The organism is Metabacillus indicus (assembly GCF_046603695.1).
In the GTDB taxonomy this organism is placed as follows: domain Bacteria; phylum Bacillota; class Bacilli; order Bacillales; family Bacillaceae; genus Bacillus_P; species Bacillus_P indicus.
Genome location: NZ_CP176757.1, coordinates 1651926 through 1677621, shown reverse-complemented (window position 1 = coordinate 1677621; position 25696 = coordinate 1651926). Strand labels below are relative to the sequence as shown.

Genomic DNA, 25696 nt, shown 5'->3' with positions numbered 1-25696 from the left:
GACACGCAATGTGTCTTTTTTAAGCTTCCAAAACCCGCTTTTCAAACCGGTCTATATCTGTATCTGCACCTATGACAATCAGAATATCGCCTTTTTGGATAATTTCATCGGCCTGGGGAGATACGAAAATTTCTTTATCTCTTTTAATGGCAACAATGTTAATCCCGTATTTTGCACGAATATCAAGATCAATCAGCGTGTTTCCATCAAGCTTGCTGTTAGCCACAATCTCAACAATGCTGTGTTCATCTGAAAGCTCAAGATAATCAAGCACATTGTTTGAAATAAGATTATGGGCAATCCGTCTACCCATATCCCGCTCTGGATGGACAATCTGATCGGCGCCTATTTTTGAAAGCACCTTTTCGTGATAATCATTCTGGGCTTTAACTGTAATGAACTTTACTCCCAGCTCTTTAAGCATCAGAGTGGTGAGGATGCTCGACTGGATATTATCACCAATCGCAACAATGACATGATCAAAGTTTCGGATACCAAGGCTTTTAAGTACTGCCTCATCTGTTGTATCCCCTACAACAGCATGTGACGCGATGTTGGCAAATTCGTTCACTTTATCTTCATCAAGATCAATCGCCATTACTTCCATGCCCTCTTCACTGAGCTCACGGCAAATGCTGCCGCCAAAGCGTCCAAGGCCGATAACTGCAAAATCTTTTTTCATATGTACTTCCTCCAGCTATCATTTTGCAAATAAATGTTACCATAACTTTAAACCCAAAAAATCAAAATGGCAAGCGCCATCCATGAGGCCTTATCCGCAGAATGAAATCCTACATTTCGGGTAGCTCATCCATATAGCGTTTTATTCGCTTCACATATTCTGGACTGAGTCGTCCCTCAGCACCTTTTAAAATCTCTGACGAATAATGACCAGGCGGCCGAAACTCTTCTTTCTTGTCGATGACTGTAAAAGTCAGACACCGCTCGTATTCACGGCCATTTACCTTTACTTCGATAAATGCAGGCCGGTACATGCCTGTTCCTACGCCTTCTCTCACATAAAGGTACTCGACAGCTTCTTTGGGAACTCTGTACAGAATCCCTTCCGCTCCTCCAGGTTCCTCAACAAGATCCGCACGTCCGCCGTCATGTACGGAAATAGTGAATTTCACCGAATATCGCTCTGTTTTCCCTGCCCCCATTACTTCAGAAAAGTGATGATCGACTCCTGCAAGTTTGAAGCGTTCTGTATCCATGCAGGACCCGTAAGCAAAGTACAGCGTATCTTCTGGCAATGCGGAAGCAAACAAATATTCTTTCCAGTCGCCGCTCTCAATCTGTTTCATCCCGCTTGTTCTGCTTTCGTTCATCACATAGGTAAGAGCGTGGACTTCTCCGGTATCCGTCATAACAGTGACTTCTTTAAGGTCGAATAAGTTATTCTGGTGGTTTTCGGCAAAGTACCCCTCCAACTCATGGATGCGTTCGAGATTTTCTTTGTCCAGTACATACAGCTCCCCATAAACAGCTCCGGATTCAGCTGTCATTGCAGGATATCCTTCCCCCGTGTCATAAAGCTTTCCTGACGTCCGAGCCTGTTCAGCTATGCACGAGGCCTCTTTCATATATGTAAAATTGCTTTCTCCGTGCCGGAGTGTTCCATAAACAAACAAGCTTACTTTCATTATGTTCCCTTTTCTCCTTTCACGGCTGATTTTCTTCAGTATACCATTTTCTCAATTGCCGGTATATTCAGACTAAACCGGCAGTTCAGCAGTGAATCCTTCTTTTTTCAGCAATGGCCTTTTTCAGTTTTTGCTGCATATAGCCGATCCCCTTGCAGCCGCTTAAAGGAAAAACAGCTTCACCTTCAAACACCGAATCTGCTATAGGTCTGAATTTTTTTCCGCCAAGGACTACTTGGCGCTCATACTGCATCAGATTTTTTTCGGCTGCCTGCTTCTTTAAGTCTTCCAGTTTCATAATCTCGTCTGATTTCATGCTGAAAGAAAGGTTATATGGACCAGGCACTGGATCCTCCGGCAGCAGGAAACCGTGTTTAGCCGAAAGAATCACCCATTGATCATGATAGAAAAGATCTGCATACTGTCTGCAAAGCAAATGAAACGTTCCTGTATAGGCGTATTTTGCTTCCACTTCGCCAATATCCGGCTCCTTATCCCATATTTTCCTGTTTCCGCACGGTATGATACAAAGCTCTTTCATCCCTGAATCCATCCTCCTGGAAGTTTGTTCTTGTTCATTTAAGCGGTGCATGCATGCTAAACTCTAAGTATTGGAACGAACAATATATAAAGCCAGTATACTTAAAATCTATCTCAGGGAACATATTGTTGATTTCCTGAAAAAAACCGCGTGGTCCTGCAGCTTTCGCTTCAGCACCACGGATAGTCCGTTCCAAATGCAGCTGCCATGCCAGCAGCTTCTTCTTTGCGTTTTTTTCTGATTGCTGCCCGCTTCAGTGCGGAGTCATGCAGCATTTTTTCTGTTTCTGATTCAGGCACCACCTGCGGGACAGGTGTGGGCTTGTTATGTTTGTCTACGGCAACCATCGTTAAAAACGACATGGCGCAAAGGTTTCTGTTGCCGTTCAGGAGATCTTCGGAAATGACTTTCACAAACACTTCCATTGACGTTCTTCCTGTATACGTCACAAATGCTTCAAGACAGACTGAATTCCCTTCATAAATAGGATGAAGAAAATCAACAGAATCTGTGGACGCTGTGACGACCGGCGTCCTAGCATGCCTGATTGCTGCTATTGCTGCAACATCGTCGATATACGACATCAGCCTTCCTCCAAATAACGTCCCGTAGTTATTTGTATCTGACGGAAGGACAATGCTTGTTTTCACAACAAAAGAGTGTCGGCAGAACTTTATTTCCACTTGCATTCACTTCCTTTTTCGGTCCTTTCCTTTGTATGCCCTTAAAAACCAAAAAAATTCATGAGGAAATAGTTGATCCTGCCCCCATAAATCGACACTCTTTGCAGAATACTTATGAAAGACTCGAAATCTATGAGGATTGGGTGAAGATAAATGTTTTCTACTTCTGAAATTGGAATTGATTTAGGCACAGCAAACATTCTTGTCTACAGCAAGGATAAAGGAATTGCTCTAAACGAACCGTCCGTAGTGGCGATTGATACTGTTACAAAAAATGTACTCGCCGTCGGCACGGAAGCAAAAAGCATGATCGGCAAAACGCCTGGTAAAATAGTGGCTGTACGCCCTCTTAAAGACGGTGTCATTGCTGATTATGATGTGACCACAGAAATGCTAAAACAAATTATGAGAAAAGCGTCGAAGAAACTTGGATTTTCAATCAGAAAGCCAACTGTTGTCGTGTGCACGCCTTCTGGTGCTACAAGCGTTGAGCGCCGCGCCATCCACGATGCTGTCAAGAATTCAGGCGCAAAGATTGTTCATTTAATTGAAGAGCCGGTTGCTGCTGCAATTGGCGCAGATCTGCCTGTTGATGAACCGATTGCAAATGTGATTGTTGATATCGGCGGCGGCACGACTGAAGTTGCCATTATTTCATTCGGCGGTGTCGTATCATGCCATTCCATCAGAATTGGTGGAGATCAGCTTGATGAAGATATTATCGGCTACGTCCGCAAAAACTATAACCTGCTGATCGGTGAGCGCACAGCGGAGAACATCAAAATGGAAATCGGATATGCCCTTGTCAAACATGAAGAGCTTCATATGGATGTCAGAGGCCGTGACCTGGTGACAGGACTTCCAAAAACGATTACACTGTCATCTGCAGAAATGCAAAACGCTATGAGAGAATCCCTGCTTCACATTCTTGAAGCGATACGTGCTACACTTGAAGACTGTCCGCCTGAACTAAGCGGTGATATCGTAGACCGCGGTGTGATTCTGACAGGAGGAGGAGCTTTAATGAAAGGCATGCAGGAGTGGCTGAGCGAAGAGATTGTCGTTCCAGTTCACCTTGCACCAAACCCTCTGGAATCTGTGGCGATTGGAACAGGCAGATCTCTGCAGGTTATTCATAAGCTTCAGAAAGTCTCTAAATAATCATAAAAAACGGACCGCTTCCTGAGCGGTTCTTTTTCTCGTCAAAATAAGAACGTATGTTCTTTTATTTCATTCTATCATCTATTAATTCCAAATTCAACCTTAGCAAAATATTCTTTTTTTCTCCAAATTTTTGAAACTTTTTCTCTTTCCTTTTCGTCTTATCTAATGTATGATTCACAATAAATGATAGATAACTGGGGGAGAACATCATTAAACGCTTTTTAATTGCTGTAATTGTTGCTGCAGGTTTAAGCGGATGCGGATTGGGAGAAAAAGAGGTGCTGCTGACAGCTAAAAATGCCGTCAGCGCCAAAGCGGTCTCAGCAAAAGCTGCTGAAATCAGCCGGGAGTTTGCCTTAATTGACCCAAGGGACGGCAAAGCAGTCAAAACCATCGAAGCCGCTCCTCTGTCAGATAAAGCAGCCCACGCGGAAAATATGCAAAAGCTTGTGAAAGAGCTTGCCGGACAGTATGACAGGCCAATGACACCTTCAAAAATAAGAAACGGCCAGCTTGAACCTGGTCAAAGCAGAGTTATTCTGGATGAAAAAGCATTGCTGCAGCAGCTGCAGTCGCTTCCTGCTTTTGACAGGGAAATTATCCTTCCGATTACAGAAACTCAACCAAACGTTACGGCAGAATCATTGACCGGAGCTTCTCAGAAAGTGATTGGAACCTACAGAACGACATTTAATGCTACAGTAAAGGGCAGGAGCATGAATATCGCTTTGTCTGCAAATGCGATCGACCAGATTGTACTTGGCCCCGGAGACAGATTTGCTTTTAATCAGACAGTTGGCGAACGGACCCCTGCACGCGGATACCAAAAAGCAATGGAGATCGTCAATAAAGAATTTGTCGAGGGCATCGGTGGAGGAATATGCCAGACTTCCAGCACTCTGTACAACGCAGTGGCTCAGGCAGGACTTGAAATCATTGAACTTCACCACCATTCCAAAGAAGTCGGCTATGTGCCTATAAATAAGGATGCTACCGTTTCATGGGGCGGATATGATTTTAAGTTTATGAACAGCAAAGACCATCCAGTCATTATTAAGACAATGACAGACCTCACAAGCGGCAGTCTTCAAGTACAGATCATTGAAGCAGTAAAATAAACAACTCGCTGGAGCCAAAAAAAGCTGAGACGGAATTCCGTCTCAGCTTTTTTTGCGTTTCTCAAGAAGATTTTTCTCGCGGATAAGCCTTGCAAATTCATTATCATATTCCTGGAATTCAGGATGATCCCTGTTTATAAGGCTAAGCTTGCCTATGACTGCTGTCAGACGGTTATTCACTTTCAGCAGTTTTTCCTCATCGTCATTAGTGACTGTATTTCCATTCTTTAATGCAGAATAATACTCACCGATTTTCATCTCAGCTCTTCTAATGCTGCCGTTCTCAAAAACCAGCAGTTTATCGCACAGTTTTTCAACAAAATATCTGTCGTGGGAGATGATGATGAGGGTTCCTTCAAACTGACTCAGCGTTTCCTCCAGCTGCTCCCTGCTTGGCAGATCGAGATGGTTCGTCGGTTCATCCAGAATCAGGCAATCGTATTCGTTTAAGATGAGCCCGGCCAGTTTGACTCTGGTTCTCTCTCCAAGACTCAAGCAGTCAATCTTCTGCTCTATTTTCTCTTCTTTAAGCCCCATATTGGCAAGAAGTGTCCTCGCTTCTAGCAGCTTATCCCTGCCGACTGCATGCATGGCATCCAGGACACTTTCATCCGCATTTAAGTCGCCCACATCCTGGCTCAGACAGGCGATTTTCAATGTGGGGCTCTTCCATAATTCTCCGCCGGACAACGCTTCAATTCCTTGAAGTATTCGTATGAGAGTCGTTTTTCCTGCACCGTTCCTCCCGATGACCCCTATTCTTTCTCCATGTTTGACGTAAAAATGGCTGCTTTCAATCAGAGTGCGGCCGTCGAATGATTTTTGAAGTCCTTTTGCTTCAAAGATCCGTTTTCCCCTCTTTCCGGCAGCGTCAAATTCAAACTGTACAACAGCTTCCTCAAGAGGCTTTTCAACTTTATTTTTAACAAGCTCGGCTTCAAGCCTTTTCATTTTAGAACGCACCTGCACATCCATTTTTTTTGCTTTTGCCCGGTGATATTCTTTGTAGCCCATTTGCCTGCGCTCAGACAGACTTCCCTGTTTTGTTGAGTTCCGGTGTGCCTTTTCAGACCAGCTGCGCAGGTTCTCCATTTGCCCCTCAATTTTCGCCTTATGACGCTGCTGCTCTTCATAATCGTGCTTTTGCTCCTCAAGCTGCCGCTTTTTTTCCTGTCTGTACGCCGTATAATTTCCTTTGAACTCCTTTAGCTTTTTGTTGTTGAGTTCAAAAATGTGTGAAACGGTCCGGTCCAGAAAATGCCTGTCGTGGGATATGATCAGTACTGCTCCCTTGAATGTTTGGAGCCAGTCTGCCAGCCATTCAATGCCATGATAATCAAGATGATTGGTCGGTTCATCCAGAATCAGCAGGTCCGGATTTGATGAAATGACCTGAGCAAGAGCAAGCTTCAGCTTTTCTCCCCCGCTCAAATGCAGGAGCCGCTCCTCTTCCCAGTCAGCCACCTTTTGAAGTCCAAGCCTGCCTGCTGCTTCAAGCATCGTTTGATCCCCTTGGCTGTTCAATGCGTCTTTAAAATGCTGCACCGAATAGTCTACTGACTGCAGCAAATAGCCAATTTTAAGATCGGCTTTCCTTGTAATGCTGCCTTTGTCAGGCTCGAGTGCACCAAACAGCAAATTCGCAAGTGTTGTTTTCCCCGTACCGTTATAGCCTGCCAGACCGGCACGATCACCTGCTCTGATGTCAAAACTGACATTCTCGAAAACCGCTTTATCTCCATAATGCTTTGTCAGTCCGTTTATTTTTACGATTGCTTTTTCGTTCCGTTTATTTTTAGCCATAAAAAAACCTCCCAGTTTGCCCTAGAGAGGATTTTCAACCATATGAAAGAAACCGAAAGAACCTGGCATAAAGATGCACAGAAAAATCCTTTCAATTCGGAAATGGTATGAAAAATGAGCGCACTCATCCTATTCTCTAGGTCCCGTTTTTTCTTTATTCAAAAAACGTTTAGAAAATAAGATTAGTTCCACATTGTTTCAAGCACCTTTTCCTTTCCAAAAATAGACTATACTTCAGTATATTCAGTATTCTGACCAGAAGTCAACAGAAAATGGAATTTCAAAGCAATTTTTCATACAAATCAGCGAGTTTCAGATTTTCATCAGCGCACGGCATATGATCTTCCTTGCACCAGCAGGCGCTTAAAACGGCTCCACAGTATCCCCACCGGATCATTTTATGGAGGTTAAGTCCAGTCTCTTTCTCAAATATAGACAACCTGGTTTGAAGGATATCAAATGGCTTTTGCTTACTAAACAGATTGTTCCTGCAAAAACTGGTCACCTCAAACTCCTTCTCGCCGATCACGCCTTTGGGGTCAATCGCTTTCCATTCCCCGTAATGGCTGAGTATATTATTCTGATGCAGGTCTCCATGCAAAAGAGTGGGATGATTCATTTCAGACAGCAGCTCTTTTACGACCGCAGATGCCTTTATGAGGTATCTTTCGGGAATATCTTCTGCACGGTCCAAACCTTTAAACCAGTCCGCTAAATGAGGAAAGTGCATGCTGCCCCAGTCATCCGCACGAATTTGCCCCATCACAGCCGCTGCAGCAGCGACTGCTTTTTCATCCTCCATGCTATCTGAGAGGACCGTCCCCGGAACTGCCTTTTCAAGCAGCAAAAATCCTTCATCGGTATGATCCTCAAGCAGCTTAATCATTCCGGCGCCCCTTCCAAAAACAGTAAGGGTGTTTTTTTCGTTAATAAGCTCTTTATCAGCAGGCAATCCCGCTTTAATAACCGCTTCCACGCCGCCATTAAGCGTGACTTCAGCAACAAAATGAAAGGTCATTGGATAGAATTTGCCTATTTTGATGCCGTATTTCTGCTCCCACCCGGCAATCCTGCCAGGAAGATGCCGAAGCCAGACATCTCCATTCTCACCATGAACGCCGCGGAACGTCTGCCTGAACGTTTCAGGTAGCATCATGATCCTTCACTGTATGCCTGGTCGGCCAGGAGCTTATAGGTAATGTCATCTGCCGGAGGGTTATGAAGTCCGGCTCTTACATCCCGGTAATAGCGTTCTATAGGAAGCGAGCGGAAGATGCTCTGCCCGCCGACAATTCTCATTGCAAGATCAACGACTTCAACGGCCGCGTTCGTTGCAACCGTTTTGGAAGCGGCCAGTTCCGCTGAAAGTGTGTGCCGCGTATCGGGATTCTCATCCCACTTTTCCGCTGTGCCGTACAAAAGGTGTCTAGCCGTCATAAGCTTTAAATCCATTTCGGCTGTCTTTCTTCTGACTTCAGGAAGTTCAGAAATCGAATGGTCCAAACTGTTTGGCTGATGTTTCTTCGCAAACTCAACGGCGAAATTTCTTGCGGCAATCGCGATCCCAAGATAACAAGCCGGAATATGAAGGAGCCAGCCCTGCGGCATCGGTTTTTTGGCAGGTTTTGACCGGTAGGAAGCCAGCGCCTGATCCTCCAGCACAACACCATCCAGAATGAGATCATCGCTTCTGGTCCCTCTCATGCCAAGAGTATCCCACGTCTCTATAATGGAAAGCCCTTTTGAATCCTTCGGAATAATAAATTCTCCCACTTCACCGGATTCTTGTATCGTTGCTGTAATTAAAAAATAATCAAGGGCAGGGGCAAGCGATGTAAAGATCTTCTTCCCGTTGATGACCCACTTATCTCCCCTGCGGACAGCCTTTGTTTCTGGTTTTCCCCCTCTGGCAGGACTGCCGCTGTTCGGCTCGGAAGCAGCGCTGTTGATGATTTTGTCGAACTGTATGATTTCTCGGGAAATCTGAGCGTACAATTCTTCCGGCCATCTATCGGTTTCTCTTATGTTCATTAAAATGCCAAGATGCCAGCCAAGCGACAGCGCTGTCGGTCCGTCTCCCTGCGCCAGGATTTCCTGGACCATGACAAAGTCATAAAGAGAAAGTCCGGACCCTCCGTATGTATCTGGAATGGATAAAGTTAAAAATCCGGCTTTTTTTAAGTCATCAAAGTTTTCAAATGGAAAGAGCGCATGGCGGTCATAATATTCCGCACGCTCAGAAAAGGTTTCAGCAAGTTTCTCCGCCTTTGCGGCAAGCTGTTTTTGTTTATCTGTCTTGATAAATGATGAATTCCGCATACATCCACCCTCTTTCTGACTATATTTTATCTCTTTCATACACCGCTTGAAAAGAATTCCGGTTTGAGCCCCTATGAAAATAGAATACTCAGTCTTTTTTATTTCCTAAAACCGCCAGTTCTGATAAAATAGAACCAATCTTATATAAGGAGCTAAACAAATGACTTCTTTTCAAAGTAATCTAGAAAAATATGCCGAGCTGGCCGTTAAAGTTGGCGTAAACATTCAAAAAGGACAGACGCTTGTGATTAATGCTTCGCTCGATGCAGCGAAATTCGTCCGTCTTGTCGTCAGAAAAGCATATGAAACAGGAGCGAAGCATGTTCAGGTTGACTGGGCGGACGATGAAGTGACGCGCGCCCGTTTTGAGCTTGCTCCAATGGAAGCGTTCAGCGAATTCCCTGAGTGGCGTGCGAAAGGGCTTGAAGCTCTGGCTGAAGGCGGTGCTGCATTCATGTCCATCGTTTCATCATCACCGGATTTGCTGAAAGGCATTGATTCAAAACGCATCGCGGCGAATTCAAAAGCTGCTGGAACGGCGCTTTCAACCTACAGAAATTACATACAGGCAGACAAAGTGAGCTGGTCTGTCATTGCTGTTCCTTCTGAAAAGTGGGCGGCAAAGGTTTTCCCTGATGCAGGAGACCAGGCAGTTGACCTCCTGTGGGATGCTATTTTTAAAGCAACACGCACTGATCTTGAAGATCCTGTTTCCGCATGGAAAGAACATGACCGCTCACTGAACAGCAAAGTCGAATATTTAAACGGCAAAAAATATAAAAAACTTCACTACCGTGCAGAAGGAACCGATTTAACGATTGAGCTTCCTGAAAAACATCTTTGGATCGGCGCAGGCAGCACAAATGAACAAGCTCATGACTTTATGGCCAATATGCCGACAGAGGAAGTGTTTACGGTCCCTGCAAAAGAAGGCGTAAACGGTACAGTGGCGAGTACAAAGCCGTTAAGCTATGGCGGCAACTTGATCGACAACTTCTCCATCACGTTTGAAAACGGGAGAATTACCGATGTGAAAGCAGAAGAGGGCGAAGAGATTTTGAAGGAGCTTGTCGCTACTGATGAGGGATCTCACTACCTTGGCGAAGTTGCTCTCGTGCCTCATGACTCCCCGATCTCAATGTCGAATGTACTTTTCTATAATACGCTGTTTGATGAAAACGCGTCGAACCATCTGGCAATCGGCAATGCGTATGCTTTCTGCATTGAGGGCGGAAAAAAAATGTCCCGCGAAGAGCTTGAGAAGAACGGCGTCAACTCGAGCATCACTCATGTTGACTTTATGATTGGCTCTGAAGAGATGGATATTGACGGCATTCTTGAAGACGGCACAAGCGAACCGATTTTCAGAAAAGGAACATGGTCTATTTAATTCAACCGGATTCACCAAACCTGCATGGCATCCGTGCAGGTTTCTTTTAATGGAATTGACGCTGCATGCAGCCTTCATGTACCATAGAAAAATAGCTTAAAGAACGGAGCGTACATGATATGAAATCTGTAGAAGTCTACATTCTGTCCGGATTTTTAGGGGCAGGGAAAACCACTCTATTAAAAAACATTCTGAAACAGGAACAAGAAAACGGAAGAAAAATTGCCGTCGTGATGAATGAGCTCGGTAAAATATCCATAGATTCGGATGCTGTTTCTGATGATATTCCGCTGAAAGAACTGCTCAACGGGTGCGTCTGCTGCACGATGCAGGGACAGCTTGAAGCACAGCTTCAAGGCATGCTTTCCCAGTATGAGCTTGATGCCATCTATATTGAGACGACAGGTGCAGCGCACCCTATAGAAGTCCTTGACGCCTGTTTGTCTCCTGTTTTTGCAGACAAACTTGCCATCGGTGCCATTGTCACCCTTGTTGACGGCCCCCGCTATCACGACCGTACCGGTCTCAGCATTCAGCTTCAGAAACTGCTTCAGGAGCAAATTCACCATGCAGATGTTGTGCTACTTAATAAAATCGATGCCTTATCAGATTCTGAGCAGGCCTCCCTTGTAATGGATATTCAGAACATAGCTCCTGCATCGAAGGTACTGCTTACCCAGTTTGCATCCGTCCGCCTGAGTGATTTTCAGCAAGTGACACGCATGAAGAGACGTGAGCACGAAGAGACTCATGTCGAGCATCATCTGCATTTAAAGACGTATGTTCATACCTTTACGGGTCCGATTGATTTTGACTCATTTGAGAACTTCCTTCGAACGATGCCTGATACGATCTACCGGGTAAAAGGCTATGTCGCTTTCACCCGCTCGGCGGAAACGTATCTTTTTCAGTATTCCTACGGGATGCCGCTTTACATGAAAGAACCTGTCAAAATGAAAAAAACCCTTGTCTTTATTGGAGAAAACCTGGATCACCACTGGCTGAAACAGGAACTGGACAGACTTCAGCAATAAAAAAATCGTCCTGCACGAGCTGCAGGACGATTTTTTCTATTTCTGGCGCCGCAAAATTATGCGTACATCCCTTGTACTTGTTTTTGAACATCTTCATTTTCAAGGTACTCATCATACGTCATTTGCTTGTCGACAACGCCGTTTGGAGTAACCTCAATGATGCGGTTGGCAATCGTCTGTACAAACTGATGGTCATGGGACGTAAAGATCATAGCGCCTTTGAAGGCAATAAGACCGTTGTTCAGTGCTGTAATCGACTCAAGATCCAAGTGGTTCGTAGGTTCGTCAAGAAGCAGGATATTTGAGCTGCTTAGCATCATTTTTGAAAGCATGCAGCGTACTTTTTCTCCTCCGGACAGAACGCTTGCTTTTTTAAGCACTTCTTCCCCTGAGAACAGCATTCTGCCGAGGAAACCTCGAAGGAAGCTCTCGCTTTGGTCATTCGGCGAATATTGGCGGAGCCAGTCAACAAGGTTCATGTCGACACCTTCAAAGAACTCGCTGTTGTCTTTCGGGAAATAGGCCTGGGACGTTGTAATACCCCATTTAAACGTTCCGCTGTCCGGCTCCATTTCACCCATCAGAATTTTGAAGAGCGTTGTAATCGCGATTTCGTCGCGGCCGACTAACGCAATTTTGTCCTCTTTGTTCATGATAAAGCTGACATTATCAAGTACTTTCACGCCGTCAATCGTTTTAGAAATGCCGTCTACACGAAGAACATCATTCCCGATTTCGCGCTCAGGTGAAAATCCGACATACGGATAGCGTCTTGATGAAGGTCTGATGTCATCAAGAGAAATTTTATCAAGCAGTTTCTTTCTTGAAGTAGCCTGCTTGGACTTTGATGCATTCGCACTGAAGCGTGCAATGAACGCCTGAAGTTCTTTGATTTTTTCTTCTTTTTTCTTGTTCGCATCCGAAGCCATGCGGGAAGCCAGCTGGCTTGATTCGTACCAGAAGTCATAGTTTCCGACATACAGCTGGATTTTTCCGTAGTCAAGGTCAGCGATATGAGTACATACTTTGTTTAGGAAATGACGGTCATGGGATACAACGATGACCGTATTCTCAAAGTTGATCAGGAATTCTTCAAGCCATTGAATCGCCTTGATGTCAAGGTGGTTAGTAGGCTCATCCAGAAGTAGAACATCCGGTTTGCCGAAGAGAGCCTGTGCAAGAAGAACCTTCACTTTGTCTCCGCCAGCAAGATCTGCCATTTTCTTCGTATGAAGATCTTCAGTGATGCCAAGTCCTTTTAAAAGAATGGCAGCTTCACTTTCTGCTTCCCATCCGTTAAGCTCGGCAAATTCGCCTTCCAGCTCAGCCGCACGCATGCCGTCTTCATCTGAGAAATCAGCTTTCATGTAGATTGCATCCTTCTCCTGCATCACTTCATACAGACGTGCATGGCCCATAATGACGACCTGCATCACTTCAATTTCCTCATACTCGAAGTGGTTCTGTTTCAGGACAGCAAGACGCTCTCCAGGTCCCATGCTTACGTTCCCTGACTGTGCTTCAATTTCTCCGGAGAGAATTTTAATAAATGTTGATTTGCCTGCACCGTTTGCCCCAATTAATCCGTAGCAGTTTCCCGGTGTGAATTTTATATTAACATCTTCAAAAAGTTTGCGGTCACCATAGCGCAATCCTACATTGCTTACTGTTATCATTAAAGTTAAGCCTCCATCTATACAATATCTACAAAATTATAACACGAACCGGCAGAAAAAAATATGCATACAGAATCTGAATTCAATGTTCACAGTCCTGACATGTTGAATTTCCGTTTTTTATGGTAGGATTATGTTCAGTACATCACGGAGGTATTTGCTATGAAATTACTGACTCTTATGGAATATTCTCTGTATATCTTCTTTACGGGGCTCTTCCTCGCATATACGGGATTCAAAACAAGCAATATGACCTTTTTCATTGGTCTTGTGATCATTTATCTGCTTGTGCATTTTTTCAGCAAAAAGATTCTCACCCGGCTTGGAAAAATAGATGACAGAGTATCGTTTCCAAAAACAATCCTTGGGATTATCGGTTCTGTTTTTATCACCATGCTGATCTTAACTCTCATCTATACGTAAAAAAATCAGACAGCTGTCTGATTTTTTATGTTCCGGATTCTTTTTTAAATCTCTCCTCAATCTCCTCCATGCGCCTGCGGTTAACGCCAAAGTCATAGTAGCCTGTTCTGGAGGACGATTTAAAATGAATGCTTTTCGCTTTATCGTCCAATTCAAAATGTACATCGTCTTTAAATTTCAGCTTATCTGACGTGAATACTGCATGCAGCCGCGTACCGCTCTGCTCTGCAATCTCAGCGCCTTTCATGGAAAAAAGAACATTGCGCAGGTGATTCATTGCTTCAGACGCACTGCATGAATACGAAATGGGATTCATGCTGCTCCCGCCTTTTTCATTTACCGTTGACACACAATTTTTTGTCAGCTTTGAACATGCTTTTATTGTCATTATTCATCCCGCCTTTTCCTTCTTTTTCCCAATCTGAGAAAAAAGAAAACGCCTAATCAGTCGCCCATATCAGCCGGAGGTGCCGGATTGTTCCTGTTCATGCGTTTTTTAACAGCGAGCCATATGGCAAAGCCTGCAAGGAAGAGAACGGCAAGGACAGGCAAGTTTCCGGCTGTAAAGACGATGATGGCTGAACCTGCTGACAGAAGGGTATTTATGCTTTCCATGAACTGCTGTTTTGTTTTCTGCCACGTATTCAGGTTTTCATTCTCAAGGCCCGGCACATTGATTTTATTTTCTGAGAGATGAATGGAAACGGTGGCGAATGCCGTTTGATTGTTCAAGTAATTGATTCTGCCTGTCAGCTGTTCAATTTCTTCCTGAACAGCACTTAAATCATTAGAAATTTTCAGGAGATCCTCCGTTTTTTGAGCTTCTTTCATAAAGCTCAGCAGCCTCTCCTCAACGGTCTTTTTTGATTTCAGCCTTGATTCTAAATCCACATATTCCTCCGTTACATCCTGCCCTGAAACCGTTTGGTTTTCAACCTTGATGCTTCCCTTTTCAATCGTATTCAGGAATGACTGAAAGGCTTCCTGAGGGACTTTTACGGTCAGCATGCCTTCCTGCGGCTGGTCTTCTTCCCCTGAATATGTATTTGATTCCATCACATACCCGCCCAGTGAAGCAAGTGTTTTCTGAATGGATGACACAGCTTCCTGATAGCTTTTCACCCTCACGGCCATGTCAGCCGTGTAGATCACTTTGCGGTTCTGCGGAACAGGTGCGGCTGTTTTGCTGTCATTTTGCACCGTTTTTTCTTCAGGAGCAGGATTTTCGGATTTCTCCGCAAAGTCGGCATTGGACATTTCTTTTGATGAACTTCCTGAGCTGTCCATTTTTGATTCCTCTGAACTGCTGCAGGCTGAGACGATCAGAATTAAAATAATCATAAATAAAGACACCGAGAATTTTCTCATGGATTGACACTCCCCTTTTTCTTTAAACGATTAGACGAGAGTGTTTTCCATTTCGTTACATTCTTTCTATTATTTTGTTGACCTTATTTTTTCAAAAGGATAAAAAATGAATGCCGCTTTTCCTTCGATGCGGCTGATTTTAATGCTGCCGAGGCCATTTCGTGAATCCATGCTGTTCGCGCGGTTATCCCCCATGACAAACACCTCGTCTTTTGGAACTTTGACCGGCGGAAAGTCCTCCATAATGTATGTGCCAAGCTGCGCTGCCTTCTCCTCGTTCATTTTAATATACGGTTCATCTGAGGGGTGTCCATTAACACGCACCTTGTGATCTCTCACTTCCACTGTGTCACCCGGTAATCCAATCACCCTTTTCACATAATGCAGACCCTTCTCTTGTCCGCTGATAATGACAATATCTCCATGCCTTATTCCTCCAGAAACATATACCGCTTTGTTAACAAACATCCTCTCCCCGTCATGAAGCGTCGGATCCATCGAAGAACCCTCCACCATGTAGGGCTCAAACAAGAACAGTCTGATTAAAAGAGCTATTCCTGCTGCAAAAAGGAGTGCCTTGCCCCATTCCATCATGAAATGCCTTTTCTTCACTGAATTCATCACCGATAACCTCCTCTGCAGTCCTCTTAAAGCCCTCTAAATAGACACATTCTACACAAGCAAGTAATTAACAGTTAAGTTTGCCGAAAGCAAGTGAAATTCCTCTAAAGTAAAAAAATTCCTGTCTTTATAAAAATGAAGGACGAAAAAGACGGCCTTCTGAATACACTTTATGGACAAGGCTTGAAAGGCAGATGAACAAATTGGAGATGATTTTATTCATTATTAAACCGCTTGTACTCGGCATCAGTCTGGCTGCCCCGGTCGGCCCTGTTAAACTTGAGATGATCCGGAGGGGAATTAAAGGGGGGTTTTGGCCTTCCATGCTTGTAGGACTCGGTGCGGTCACAATTGATCTGGTCCTTATGTTTCTTATTTTTCTCGGACTTGCTGTTTATCTTACCCATCCTTTTTTTTCATATCTTCTTTGCGCGGCTGGTTTTCTGCTATTGGCCAGGCTAGGCATTAATAGCATGATGAGCGCGCTGTCTGAAAAAAAACTGCTGAGACATGCTGATGAGATTTCCGGCGAAAAAAGTTCATACTGGACAGGATTATTGATTGCTCTCGCCAATCCGTTTATTTTTATTTTCTGGCTCGGTGTTTACGGTTCAAGTTTAACAACTCTTGGCCCCGGCCACTCCTTCATGTATCTCTTCCTCTACAGCATGCTGATTATTGCAGGCATCATTTTATGGAATATCAACGTGGCAATGACGGTTCATTTTCTAAGAAACTATTTGAAAGAATGGATTCTTAAAGCTGTAACATTTGCTGCCGGAGCTTATCTCCTTGGCTACAGTTTTTATTTGCTTTCACATTTATTCGCGCTGCTTATTTAAACAAAAAAGAGGAATTACCCGCTGGGCAATTCCTCTTTTTTGTTTATCATTTCAAATGGAAGCGTAACAAGATATCCTGCATAGAACAGCACTTCCTTTGAGTAAACGGGAAGTTTCGTTTCCCATGTTCTGTATGCGGATGTGGTGGTTGGAGATGAGTAAACGTTCATCCCGATTTTTTCTGCAAGCAGCACCGATCTCTTCATGTGGTAGGGATCACTCACGATGGTATATGATTCAATGCCTGCTTTTTGCCCTTTTTCATAGGCGAATTTCAAATTGTCTTCTGTCAGTCTGGAACTTGTCTCAACTAAAATATCTGATTCGCGGACACCCTGATCGACTGCATAGTTTTTACCGACTACAGATTCAGGCAGATCGGTCTGAATCGCTTTGCCGCCAGTAAAGATAATTTTCTCTACCTTTTTTTCCTTGTACAGTTTAATGGCATGATTGATGCGTTCTTTAAAAACAGGAGACGGTTCTTCTCCCCAGGCGGCTGCTCCAAGAACTACCGCTGCATCTGTTTTGACTGAATCGTGTTTGTTTCCATAGAACCATATGCTAGCTGAAGAATAAAGAAACAGTCCGATAACCGCTATCATTGTCAGTTTTAGCAGTGCTCCTGCAAGTTTCATCATACATCATTCCAATCTCGTGGCACATAAAATCTCTATTCCCTTTGTACCATCATCACAACCGCGTAGCAAGGGTTTTCTGGGATTTTCCTGTTTATGGATGATGCTTAGCAGCTGTAACACCGTTCCCTTTCGCTCCAGTCACTTGCTTTCCGTTGCAGTCCACTAGCAGTCATTTGGACTGCTTAAGCACTCAAAAAAACACACCGATTGCTTGAGCTCGTCGGTGTGTCTTAAAACTTTCTCAGTATTCCTGAACAAAATCCGTCCAGAAAATTTGTTTATTCATAACGCAGGGAATCGATAGGATCAAGCCTTGCTGCTTTGTTTGCGGGCAGCATGCCGAATATGATGCCTATGACCATTGAGAATGCGAGTCCTCCCAGGACGACTTGCCAGGATACGAGTGACGGCCATCCGGCGAATACGGAGACGAGTGAAGCTCCTCCTGCACCGAGGAGGATGCCAATGATGCCTCCAATGAGGGTCAGTGTGATGGATTCGATGAGAAACTGGGTCAGGATCTGACGCTTTGTTGCCCCAAGCGCTTTTCTTATGCCGATTTCCCGGGTTCTCTCTGTGACGGATACGAGCATGATGTTCATGACGCCAATTCCGCCGACAAACAGTGAGATGCCTGCGATTGAACCAATGATCAGGGTCATGATTCTGGTTACCTGACCAATTCCTTCTGCAATCTCTTCCATATTAAACACTTGGTAGGAATCTTCCGTATCATGTTTTTGATTGAGCATGGAGGTGGCTTTTTTTCCTGCTTCCTGCAGGCTTTCTGCGTCTTTTGCCTGCAGCGTCACCTGATTAAAATCAGATTTGCCGAAAGAAGCGCGATATGTATTGGACGGGATGTAGATTTCCATTGAACCGAACGAAAACAGCCCCTCCGGTTTTTCAAGCACTCCGACAATTTCAAACGGCTGACCGCTGATCCAGACAATTTCCCCAATCGGGTCAGTGTCTTTGAAGAGCTCTTTTTTCGTCTCCTGGCTGATAATTCCGGCCCTTTCGCCTCCGATAAAATCAGCTTCCATCAGATTTCTTCCAGATTCGATCTTCAGCTGATTTACTTCAATATAGGCCTGATTAATGCTGAAAATCGACGTATCGGCCGTTTCCTCTTTATGACGCACCGGCATGAACTCAGAGCTTGAAGCAACAACCTTTTCAACTTCCGGAATGCTGGCCATGTCATTAATATCTGACTGGTCAAAAGCGGACTTCATATACGCGTTTGGGTCTGATTGCATTTCTTCTTCACTTGGCTGGTAAAAGACTTCGATCGTATTGCTGGTACCGGTGAACTGTGATTTAAGCATTTGCTCGCCGCCCTGGCCGATGGCTACAACTAAAATAACGGATGCAACCCCGATAATGATGCCAAGCATTGTTAAGATCGACCGGAGTTTATGAGCGAGAACAGAGGAGAACGCCATTCTTATGTTTTCAATAAAGCTCATGCGTTTCTCCTTTCTGCTCCGTGAGAGGTAATTTCACCGTCTCTGACCATAATGACCCTCTTTGTATAGTCGGCTACTTCCTGTTCATGGGTGACGATTATGACAGTCGTGCCTTCCAGATTAAGGGCGGCAAATTGCTCCATGATCGATACACTCGTTTTCGTATCTAAAGCGCCTGTCGGTTCGTCAGCAAGAATCAGACGGGGCTGATTGACGATGGAACGGGCGATGGCAACACGCTGTTTTTGCCCCCCTGACAGTTCATTCGGTAGATGATTGATCCGCTCTGAAAGACCGACCTTTTCAAGCGCAAGTCTTGCTCTTTCCTCCCGCTCCTTCTTTTTAACGCCGGCATAAACCATGGGCAATTCAACGTTTTTAAGGGCTGTAAGTCTCGGAAGAAGCTGAAACTGCTGAAAGACAAATCCGATGGAGAGATTGCGCACGCCTGCAAGCTCTGAATCCTGATAGCCTGCCACATCTGTCCCGTCGAGGAAGTATTGGCCTTCTGACGGCCGGTCCAGACAGCCGATGATGTTCATCAGCGTTGACTTGCCTGAACCGGACGGCCCCATGATCGAGATGAATTCCCCCTCTTCAATGAAAAGGTTGATGTTCTTCAGAACGTCGAAGGATTCTTTTCCGACCTTGTAGCTCTTTGTGATGCCTGAGAGCCTGATCATTTGACCGTCACTTCCGTCCCGCTCAGAAGATTGTCTTCGGGTTTTGCCACCACTTGATCTTTATCTGTCAGCCCTTCTTTGATTTCCATATAATCAGAGGAAGCCGTACCGATTTCAACTGTTTTCTTCTTTGTTTTGCCGTCTTCTACTGTATAGACGTAATAATCTTCACCGTCCTGTTTGACCGCATCTACAGGCACTGTCTGTACGTTCCGCTTTTCAGTTTCAATTTCCATAATCAGCTTAAAACCGGGTTTTGCCTTCATTTCACTGCCTTCAATGATGACTTCAACAGGGTATTGAACGGCTGTATTTTCCGTTCCCATCGTTCCCGCTGCAACTTCCGGCAGAAGGCCGATTTTACTGACTTTCCCCTTCCATTCAGCATCTGTCACCACATCAGAACGAAGGGTTACAGGCTGGTCTTTGGCAACTTTAAGAGAATCATATTCCGACAGAACTCCGCTGACAATATAGGAATCTGTTTTGGCAATATGTATGACCGCTTTCAGCGTACCGTCTGCAGACTGTGCATGCTGATCTTCAACCGCAATAACAGTGCCGGCCATCTCGCTTTTCACTTCAAGATTCTCAAGCTGCTTTTGGACTGTTTCTTTCTGAAGATTCAGCTGGCGCAGTTCGATGTCTGCCATTTTAAGCTCCATCTTCAGCTGATCACGCTCTGCTTCAACGGTTTTTTCTGCTTCTTTTTTACCTGTCTGATTTGCTAACTCTTTTTCTTTTTCATCAAGATCCTCCAACTGATTTTTCAGCTGGCTGATTTTAAGATAGCTTGATTCTATAGACAGCATATTTTGTTCTTTTTCAAGTGCTGCCTGTTCATTTTCATAACGAAGAAGCGGCGTTCCTTCTTTAACTGCATCCCCTTCTTTCACCAGGACTTCGGCAATCCGGCCTTTTTCAGGCTCCTGATAAATGTATTGCTCGCTTTGAAACTTAAGTGTGCCGGGAACCATTACATTTGAAACGATCTCCCGGTCTGATAGATTCACTGTGCTGACTTTAACCTCTTCTGTATTCATGGCACGGTATACATTCACACCTGCAAGCAATACGATAATGGCTGCAACTCCGATGGATATCCAGACTTTTTTCTTCATGCTGCCGGTACAAGTCCTTGCAGCACTCCGCCGGCTACAGCAAGCACAGCTCCAAGTGCAAAGAAGATAATGGCGATTGTCCATGAAGCTGCTTTAGAAAGACCTGCGACTTTCTGAAGTCCAAGCGCCGTCAGAACAACACCCCAGATTGTAAACACTTCTACTGTCATTAACAGACCGCCAAGACCGCCTTCAGCACCGACAATGCTGTTGACACTTGTATAAGGATTGACATAATTCTCATCTTTAATGAAAAATGCAATAAGTCCGTTTAACAGGGTACCGATTGACGTAACAAAAGAAATATAGATTGTCATAGAAAGAATTTGCTTAAACTTAACCGCTGAACCGGCCATTTTCACAATCGCCAGCGTAATGGCAGCCATAATAATTAAAACAACAATGCTTCCTATAGCTGCTACTACTATGCCGACAACGCTCATCACCGTAGTGAACATGGCCGCTTCTTCAGATGACATTCCGATTTCACCTGTCATATCTTCCGTGAGTGCCGGCGTATGAAAAACGGTAAGCACCGTCCCAATTAAAATCATCAGCGTAACAAGAAGAAAACCTGCAAGTACTTTAGGGTTTTGGCGGATGCGTTCGAATTGTTCACCCGGGTTCATGATCATACCGAATAATGATGGTTTTTTCGGCGGCGGTGTGCTTCCTTCCAAAACAGGATTCGTTTGATGTTCCATATCCATATACCTCCATTTTTTATGTATTCTGTAAGTAATACGAGCGAATTAGAAGAAGGTTTCAGTTTTTCTATAAAAATCCCAAACTATTTTTCTGCTGATGAGTTTCGATATGGCTGATGCATGACCGGGCTTTCTTATTCGGCCTCTCTTAAATCCTCTGCCAGTCCATCGTCGTCTATGTTCTGAAACCCCTGGATCTTTCCATTCTCCTTCGTTGAGAATAGCGCTTCCCCTTCTACTTTTGCCGTTTTATCTTCTCCATTCTTATGCTGATAGACGACCTCTGCGCTGAACTTATAGAGCGCGGATTGGTTTTCTTCCTTTTTAACCGTCAAATTTTTAAGACTCAGCGTGTATTCATTTTCATATGCCAGTATTGTATATTGAGCACCAATCGTTGACAGGAACGTATTGAAATAATCTTCTGTCATATAAGGCCCATATTCTTTTTTTATAAATGCATCCAGTTCCTTGTTCACTTCTACTCCATTTACAACTTTCTTGTATTCAGGATTCAGCATTAAGTCTGCAAAGGTCTCATCAGGACCTGTGAAAAGACGGTTCAACACTTCGTTGACTGCTGTCTCTTCCTGCTTCCTTTCTTCTTCCCCGCTGCATGCTGCTGTAAAAAGTGCTGCTAAAATGATGATCACGCCTGCCAATACCCATTTTCTCTGTAACATATAATCACTCCCCCTTTTTTATCATTACGGTTCAAATCACTTATAGTTTCAATTTTGCAGCATTAGCTTGCAGAATGAGCCATTGGACGCAAAAAATGAGCCAGCCTAAATGGCTGACTCATTGCTGTTAACCTGCATCCAGCATTTTAAACTGTGACTTTACCAGTTCGAAATAAATCCCCTGATGTTTCATTAAAGCATCATGATTGCCCTGCTCCATAATGTTTCCGTGATCGAGGACGATGATGTTGTCTGCCTCGCGGATGGTTGACAGGCGATGGGCGATCATAATGGCGGTTCTGCCCTTCAGCAGCGTTTTCAGAGCCTGCTGAATTTTCATTTCAGACTCCGTGTCAATGCTTGCTGTTGCTTCATCAAGAATGAGAATTTTCGGATCTGCAAGAATGGCTCTTGCGAAAGAAAGAAGCTGGCGCTCACCGACAGATAGAACATTTCCCCGCTCTTCCACTTCTGTCGCGTAGCCGTTCGCCAAATCTTTTATAAATTCATCAGCTCCAACCGCTTCAGCTGCAGCAATGACCTCTTCATCTGATGCGGACGGTCTGCCGAACCTGATATTCTCCATAATCGTTCCGGAAAAAATAAACGTATCCTGGAGAACAACACTGATTTGCGAACGGAGACTTCCTATTGAAAGATCCTTGATGTTATAGCCGTCGATTTTCACTTCGCCTCCGGTAGCATCGTAGAACCTGCTGATCAGACTCGCAATCGTGGTTTTTCCTGAGCCGGTATGTCCGACAAGTGCTACAGTCTGGCCGGACTTGATTTCAAGAGAAACGCTGTTTAATGCCTTTCGGGTGCCGTCATAGGAAAATTCGACTCCATCAAATTCGATGTCTCCTTTCATATCCGGCAGGACAACCGGGTCATCCTTTTCAGATACAATCGGCTTTTCATCAAGAAATTCAAAAATCCGTTCAGAGGAAGCCATCCCCATCAGCAGCTGATTGTACACCTGACCGAGTCTTGAAATCGGCTCCCAGAACATGCCCAGATAAAAAGCAAAGGAAACAAATTCTCCGATTGTAATCGATTCATTTGCAATGAGAGAAGCGCCAAACCAAATCAAAATCGCTGTTCCGATCGCATTAGTCATTTCAACGAAAGGACGGAATACGGCATTCTTCTGGGTCGCATCCTGCCAGCTGCTGAAGTTCTCTGTGTTGATTCCATCAAAGAACTCGATGTTCTCTTTTTCCTGAGTATACGCCTGCGTCACGCGAATTCCCTGAATACTCTCGTTCAAATGCGAATTCAGCATTGACTGCTTAAGCCTTACTGTCTGCCAGGACCTTCTGATTTTTTTCCGCAGGCTTGTTGAGATAAAAAACATCACAGGCAGTATTATCATGATTGCAAGGGCAAGCGGCGGACTGATAGTAAAGAGAATAACGATAACGCCGATCAGAAGCAGGAAATCCATTAATAGATTGATAACCCCGCTAGTGAACAATTCCTGAAGAGAATTGATGTCATTCATAATCCTTACCAGAATCGACCCCGCCGACCTTGAGTCAAAGAAACGGTGGGAAAGGGACTGTACATGGGTAAACAAATGCTTGCGCAAATCATAGATCACGTTTTGCCCGAGCATATTCATCCATCTGATCCGGAGAGTATTCGCAACATAGGAAACGAGATACAGTCCGAAAATCGACCCGACAAGCACCCACAGCAGATCAAGGTCTTTTTGGACGATCGCTTTGTCGAGGGTATAGACGCCAATCAGAATCGGCACAATCAGCCTGACGATCGTTGTCAGAATGACCGTCAAAAAAGACAGGGGCAGAAGATTCTTTGAATAAGGCTTGATATAGCCCATCAGCCGCCCCATCTGCTTCCAGTTAAAAGGTTTTTCGATAATCTGGTCCGTTGAATAATAGAACCTCTGTTTAATCAAATTTTGTTTTTCATCCGTTTTCATGTTCCCACCTACCCTGCGTTTGACTGAACTACGGCTTGCTGGTCTTTGTACTGAATATCATAGATTCGTTTGTATGGGCCTTCAGCCTGAAGGAGCTGTTCATGCGTCCCTCTCTCTGCGACCCCGCCGTCTTCAAGAACGATAATTTCGTCTGCATGCTTTAGTGAAGAAATGCGGTGGGCAATGATGATCGTTGTACGGTCCTTCATCACCATTTTTAAATCCTTTTGAATCCTGAATTCTGTTTCCATGTCAACAGCACTCGTTGAGTCATCCAGAATCAGAATGCTCGGGTCAACACATATAGCGCGTGCTATCGAAATCCGCTGTTTTTGACCGCCTGACAGTCCCATTCCCCGCTCACCGAGCATCGTGTCGTACCCTTCAGGAAGCTCCATGATAAAATCATGCGCCTGTGCCCGTTTTGCCGCATTCACAATCTCATCCATCGTGGCATTCGGATTCCCGTAAGCTATATTAGATTTGATGGTCGTAGAAAAAAGGAATGATTCCTGGAGCACAACTCCAATGCTTCCCCGCAGTGTTTTAATCGTATGATCTTTAATATCTTTGCCGTCTAATAGGATCTGTCCCGAAGTGGCTTCGTAAAAACGTGTCATCAGCTGGGTGACCGTCGTCTTTCCTGATCCTGTCGCGCCTATCAGCCCGATTGTTTTCCCTGGAGGCGCATCAAACGACACATTTGTAAGGGCAGGAACATCTTCATCATTGTATGATAAGGAGACATTCTTGAACGTAACATGCCCTGACAGCTTTTCTCTGGAAAGCTGTTCATCCCTGTCCGTAATTTCTTCATCTGCTTCCAGAATTTCGAGCAGTCTTTCACCGGATGCCTTTGACTGTGAAAATAAGTTGATGACAAAGCCAAGGTTCATAATCGGCCACATGATGTACCAGACGAGACTGTAAAAGGCTACAAGTTCCCCAGGCTTAAGAGTGCCGTTTATCACCATATATCCTCCAAAACCCAATAGAGCAACAACGGAGATGTTTCCGATAAACTCCATAAGCGGAAAATATTTTGCCCAGACATCTGATGTATCCAAATATTTTTGACGATACTCGTTATTGGAGGAATTAAACTTTGAAATTTCAAAATCTTCTCTTGATAGTGATTTTACAGTATGAATGCCGCTGATGTTTTCCTGCACGTTCGTGTTCAGTTTTCCAAACGATTTCCTGATGCTTCTGAAAGCCGGATGAACCCGTTTGTCAAAACGGTAGACGGCAACTGCAAGAAACGGAAGCGCCGCAATCGTGACAAATGTGAGCGGCACAGAGTAATAGAACATGACGCAAAGACTGATGGCAATAAGAATAATGAAGCGGATAAGTTCAGCAATCCCGAATGAAAGAAAAAACCGGAATCCTTCTACGTCTGCTGTGAGCCGTGACATCAAGTCGCCTGTTTTCGCATTATCATAGTAGCGGAACGGCAGCCTCTGCAGCTTCTCATAAAGTTCATTTCTTAATCTGTAGACAGATTTGATGCCGAACATGTCGCCAAGATACTGATGAAAGTATGTAGCAACTCCTTTGATCACCATTATTCCGACAAAGCCAAGGGCGATCCACGGCACAAGCGAAAATTGCTCTTTCAGCACCACATCGTCAATCGTAAACTGAAGGACCATTGGATACACAACAGTAATCCCCGTCATAATGAGCAAAAAAGCCATTGACCATAAAAAGTCATTTTTGTAAGGCATATAGAAGGCCTTAAGCTTCTTGAATGTTTCCACTTCTTATCCCTCCTCCGGCCTTAACCGTTTTCCTCAACTGTTTAAAATTT

Annotated in this window: 25 protein-coding genes; 6 read left to right on the top strand and 19 right to left on the bottom strand. The window is 44.4% G+C overall.

The window, feature by feature from the left end; translation table 11 throughout:
- Window positions 1-19 precede the first annotated feature (19 nt).
- The 4 genes from ACK1LH_RS08365 to ACK1LH_RS08350 form a co-directional block, all read right to left on the bottom strand.
- Window positions 20-682, bottom strand: coding sequence for a potassium channel family protein (locus ACK1LH_RS08365; protein WP_029285219.1), 663 nt, complete (start codon window positions 680-682; stop codon window positions 20-22).
- 109 nt (window positions 683-791) lie between these two features.
- Window positions 792-1646 (bottom strand): gamma-glutamylcyclotransferase, encoded by an 855-nt coding sequence (locus ACK1LH_RS08360; protein ID WP_411334944.1) that lies wholly within the window; start codon window positions 1644-1646, stop codon window positions 792-794.
- 85 nt (window positions 1647-1731) lie between these two features.
- Entirely contained in the window at window positions 1732-2187 is a 456-nt protein-coding gene (locus ACK1LH_RS08355; RefSeq protein ID WP_411334943.1) for a DUF6884 domain-containing protein, read from the bottom strand.
- A 170-nt stretch (window positions 2188-2357) separates the two neighbouring features.
- The gene (locus tag ACK1LH_RS08350; protein WP_411334942.1) at window positions 2358-2876 is read right to left on the bottom strand and encodes an acyl-CoA thioesterase; all 519 of its coding nucleotides are present in this window, start codon (window positions 2874-2876) and stop codon (window positions 2358-2360) included.
- 147 nt (window positions 2877-3023) lie between these two features.
- Between ACK1LH_RS08350 and mreBH the strand changes: the two genes are divergently transcribed.
- Window positions 3024-4031 carry a rod-share determining protein MreBH gene (gene mreBH, locus ACK1LH_RS08345; protein WP_203290093.1) on the top strand — a complete coding sequence of 336 codons (1008 nt, stop codon included), beginning with the start codon at window positions 3024-3026 and terminating at the stop codon, window positions 4029-4031.
- Window positions 4032-4297: 266 nt separating this feature from the next.
- Window positions 4298-5152, top strand: coding sequence for a VanW family protein (locus tag ACK1LH_RS08340; RefSeq protein WP_203290092.1), 855 nt, complete (start codon window positions 4298-4300; stop codon window positions 5150-5152).
- 42 nt (window positions 5153-5194) lie between these two features.
- Here ACK1LH_RS08340 and abc-f read toward each other — a convergent pair whose 3' ends face one another.
- The 3 genes from abc-f to ACK1LH_RS08325 form a co-directional block, all read right to left on the bottom strand.
- Window positions 5195-6955: a ribosomal protection-like ABC-F family protein gene (abc-f, locus tag ACK1LH_RS08335; RefSeq protein ID WP_411334941.1), complete on the bottom strand. Its 1761-nt coding sequence runs from the start codon at window positions 6953-6955 to the stop codon at window positions 5195-5197.
- Between the two features lie 280 nt (window positions 6956-7235).
- On the bottom strand, window positions 7236-8111 hold the full coding sequence (locus ACK1LH_RS08330; RefSeq protein ID WP_411334940.1) for an aminoglycoside phosphotransferase family protein: 876 nt from the start codon (window positions 8109-8111) through the stop codon (window positions 7236-7238).
- Window positions 8108-9274: an acyl-CoA dehydrogenase family protein gene (locus ACK1LH_RS08325; protein ID WP_411334939.1), complete on the bottom strand. Its 1167-nt coding sequence runs from the start codon at window positions 9272-9274 to the stop codon at window positions 8108-8110. The genes ACK1LH_RS08330 and ACK1LH_RS08325 overlap by 4 nt, the downstream gene beginning before the upstream one ends.
- A gap of 160 nt (window positions 9275-9434) precedes the next feature.
- Here ACK1LH_RS08325 and ACK1LH_RS08320 point away from each other — a divergent pair, with 160 nt between their 5' ends.
- Both ACK1LH_RS08320 and ACK1LH_RS08315 read left to right on the top strand, forming a co-directional pair.
- Window positions 9435-10664 (top strand): aminopeptidase, encoded by a 1230-nt coding sequence (locus ACK1LH_RS08320; protein ID WP_411334938.1) that lies wholly within the window; start codon window positions 9435-9437, stop codon window positions 10662-10664.
- Window positions 10665-10783: 119 nt separating this feature from the next.
- Window positions 10784-11698, top strand: a complete 915-nt coding sequence (locus ACK1LH_RS08315; protein WP_029285239.1) for a CobW family GTP-binding protein — start codon at window positions 10784-10786, stop codon at window positions 11696-11698.
- A 56-nt stretch (window positions 11699-11754) separates the two neighbouring features.
- Here the strand turns inward: ACK1LH_RS08315 and ACK1LH_RS08310 are convergent, their stop codons facing one another.
- Window positions 11755-13374 (bottom strand): ABC-F family ATP-binding cassette domain-containing protein, encoded by a 1620-nt coding sequence (locus tag ACK1LH_RS08310; RefSeq protein ID WP_029285240.1) that lies wholly within the window; start codon window positions 13372-13374, stop codon window positions 11755-11757.
- Window positions 13375-13536: 162 nt separating this feature from the next.
- On the opposite strand from ACK1LH_RS08310, the gene ACK1LH_RS08305 reads away from it, so the two are divergent.
- Window positions 13537-13797: a hypothetical protein gene (locus ACK1LH_RS08305; protein ID WP_029285242.1), complete on the top strand. Its 261-nt coding sequence runs from the start codon at window positions 13537-13539 to the stop codon at window positions 13795-13797.
- Window positions 13798-13822: 25 nt separating this feature from the next.
- On the opposite strand, the gene ACK1LH_RS08300 is transcribed toward ACK1LH_RS08305, so the two are convergent.
- The 3 genes from ACK1LH_RS08300 to lepB all read right to left on the bottom strand — a co-directional run bounded on the left by ACK1LH_RS08300 (window position 13823) and on the right by lepB (window position 15786).
- The gene (locus ACK1LH_RS08300; RefSeq protein WP_203290087.1) at window positions 13823-14185 is read right to left on the bottom strand and encodes a DUF1499 domain-containing protein; all 363 of its coding nucleotides are present in this window, start codon (window positions 14183-14185) and stop codon (window positions 13823-13825) included.
- A 56-nt stretch (window positions 14186-14241) separates the two neighbouring features.
- Window positions 14242-15165, bottom strand: a complete 924-nt coding sequence (locus tag ACK1LH_RS08295; protein ID WP_203290086.1) for a DUF4349 domain-containing protein — start codon at window positions 15163-15165, stop codon at window positions 14242-14244.
- Window positions 15166-15234: 69 nt separating this feature from the next.
- Complete coding sequence (gene lepB, locus ACK1LH_RS08290) at window positions 15235-15786, bottom strand: signal peptidase I (protein ID WP_411334937.1); 552 nt, start codon at window positions 15784-15786, stop codon at window positions 15235-15237.
- A gap of 194 nt (window positions 15787-15980) precedes the next feature.
- Here lepB and ACK1LH_RS08285 point away from each other — a divergent pair, with 194 nt between their 5' ends.
- Window positions 15981-16628, top strand: coding sequence for a LysE family transporter (locus tag ACK1LH_RS08285; RefSeq protein WP_081870131.1), 648 nt, complete (start codon window positions 15981-15983; stop codon window positions 16626-16628).
- Window positions 16629-16642: 14 nt separating this feature from the next.
- Here ACK1LH_RS08285 and ACK1LH_RS08280 read toward each other — a convergent pair whose 3' ends face one another.
- From ACK1LH_RS08280 to ACK1LH_RS08245, 8 genes are all read right to left on the bottom strand, one after another.
- Window positions 16643-17266, bottom strand: a complete 624-nt coding sequence (locus tag ACK1LH_RS08280) for a YdcF family protein (protein ID WP_235728200.1) — start codon at window positions 17264-17266, stop codon at window positions 16643-16645.
- A 281-nt stretch (window positions 17267-17547) separates the two neighbouring features.
- Window positions 17548-18741, bottom strand: coding sequence for an ABC transporter permease (locus ACK1LH_RS08275; protein ID WP_029565517.1), 1194 nt, complete (start codon window positions 18739-18741; stop codon window positions 17548-17550).
- The gene (locus ACK1LH_RS08270; RefSeq protein ID WP_029285256.1) at window positions 18738-19424 is read right to left on the bottom strand and encodes an ABC transporter ATP-binding protein; all 687 of its coding nucleotides are present in this window, start codon (window positions 19422-19424) and stop codon (window positions 18738-18740) included. Before ACK1LH_RS08270 ends, ACK1LH_RS08275 begins: the two co-directional genes overlap by 4 nt.
- Window positions 19421-20545, bottom strand: a complete 1125-nt coding sequence (locus ACK1LH_RS08265) for an efflux RND transporter periplasmic adaptor subunit (protein ID WP_029285258.1) — start codon at window positions 20543-20545, stop codon at window positions 19421-19423. The genes ACK1LH_RS08270 and ACK1LH_RS08265 overlap by 4 nt, the downstream gene beginning before the upstream one ends.
- Window positions 20542-21249 carry a Yip1 family protein gene (locus tag ACK1LH_RS08260; RefSeq protein WP_051827071.1) on the bottom strand — a complete coding sequence of 236 codons (708 nt, stop codon included), beginning with the start codon at window positions 21247-21249 and terminating at the stop codon, window positions 20542-20544. Before ACK1LH_RS08260 ends, ACK1LH_RS08265 begins: the two co-directional genes overlap by 4 nt.
- A gap of 137 nt (window positions 21250-21386) precedes the next feature.
- The gene (locus ACK1LH_RS08255) at window positions 21387-21935 is read right to left on the bottom strand and encodes a hypothetical protein (protein ID WP_029285262.1); all 549 of its coding nucleotides are present in this window, start codon (window positions 21933-21935) and stop codon (window positions 21387-21389) included.
- A 127-nt stretch (window positions 21936-22062) separates the two neighbouring features.
- The gene (locus tag ACK1LH_RS08250; RefSeq protein WP_029285264.1) at window positions 22063-23883 is read right to left on the bottom strand and encodes an ABC transporter ATP-binding protein; all 1821 of its coding nucleotides are present in this window, start codon (window positions 23881-23883) and stop codon (window positions 22063-22065) included.
- 8 nt (window positions 23884-23891) lie between these two features.
- Window positions 23892-25646, bottom strand: coding sequence for an ABC transporter ATP-binding protein (locus ACK1LH_RS08245; RefSeq protein ID WP_029285266.1), 1755 nt, complete (start codon window positions 25644-25646; stop codon window positions 23892-23894).
- Between the last annotated feature and the right edge of the window lie 50 nt (window positions 25647-25696).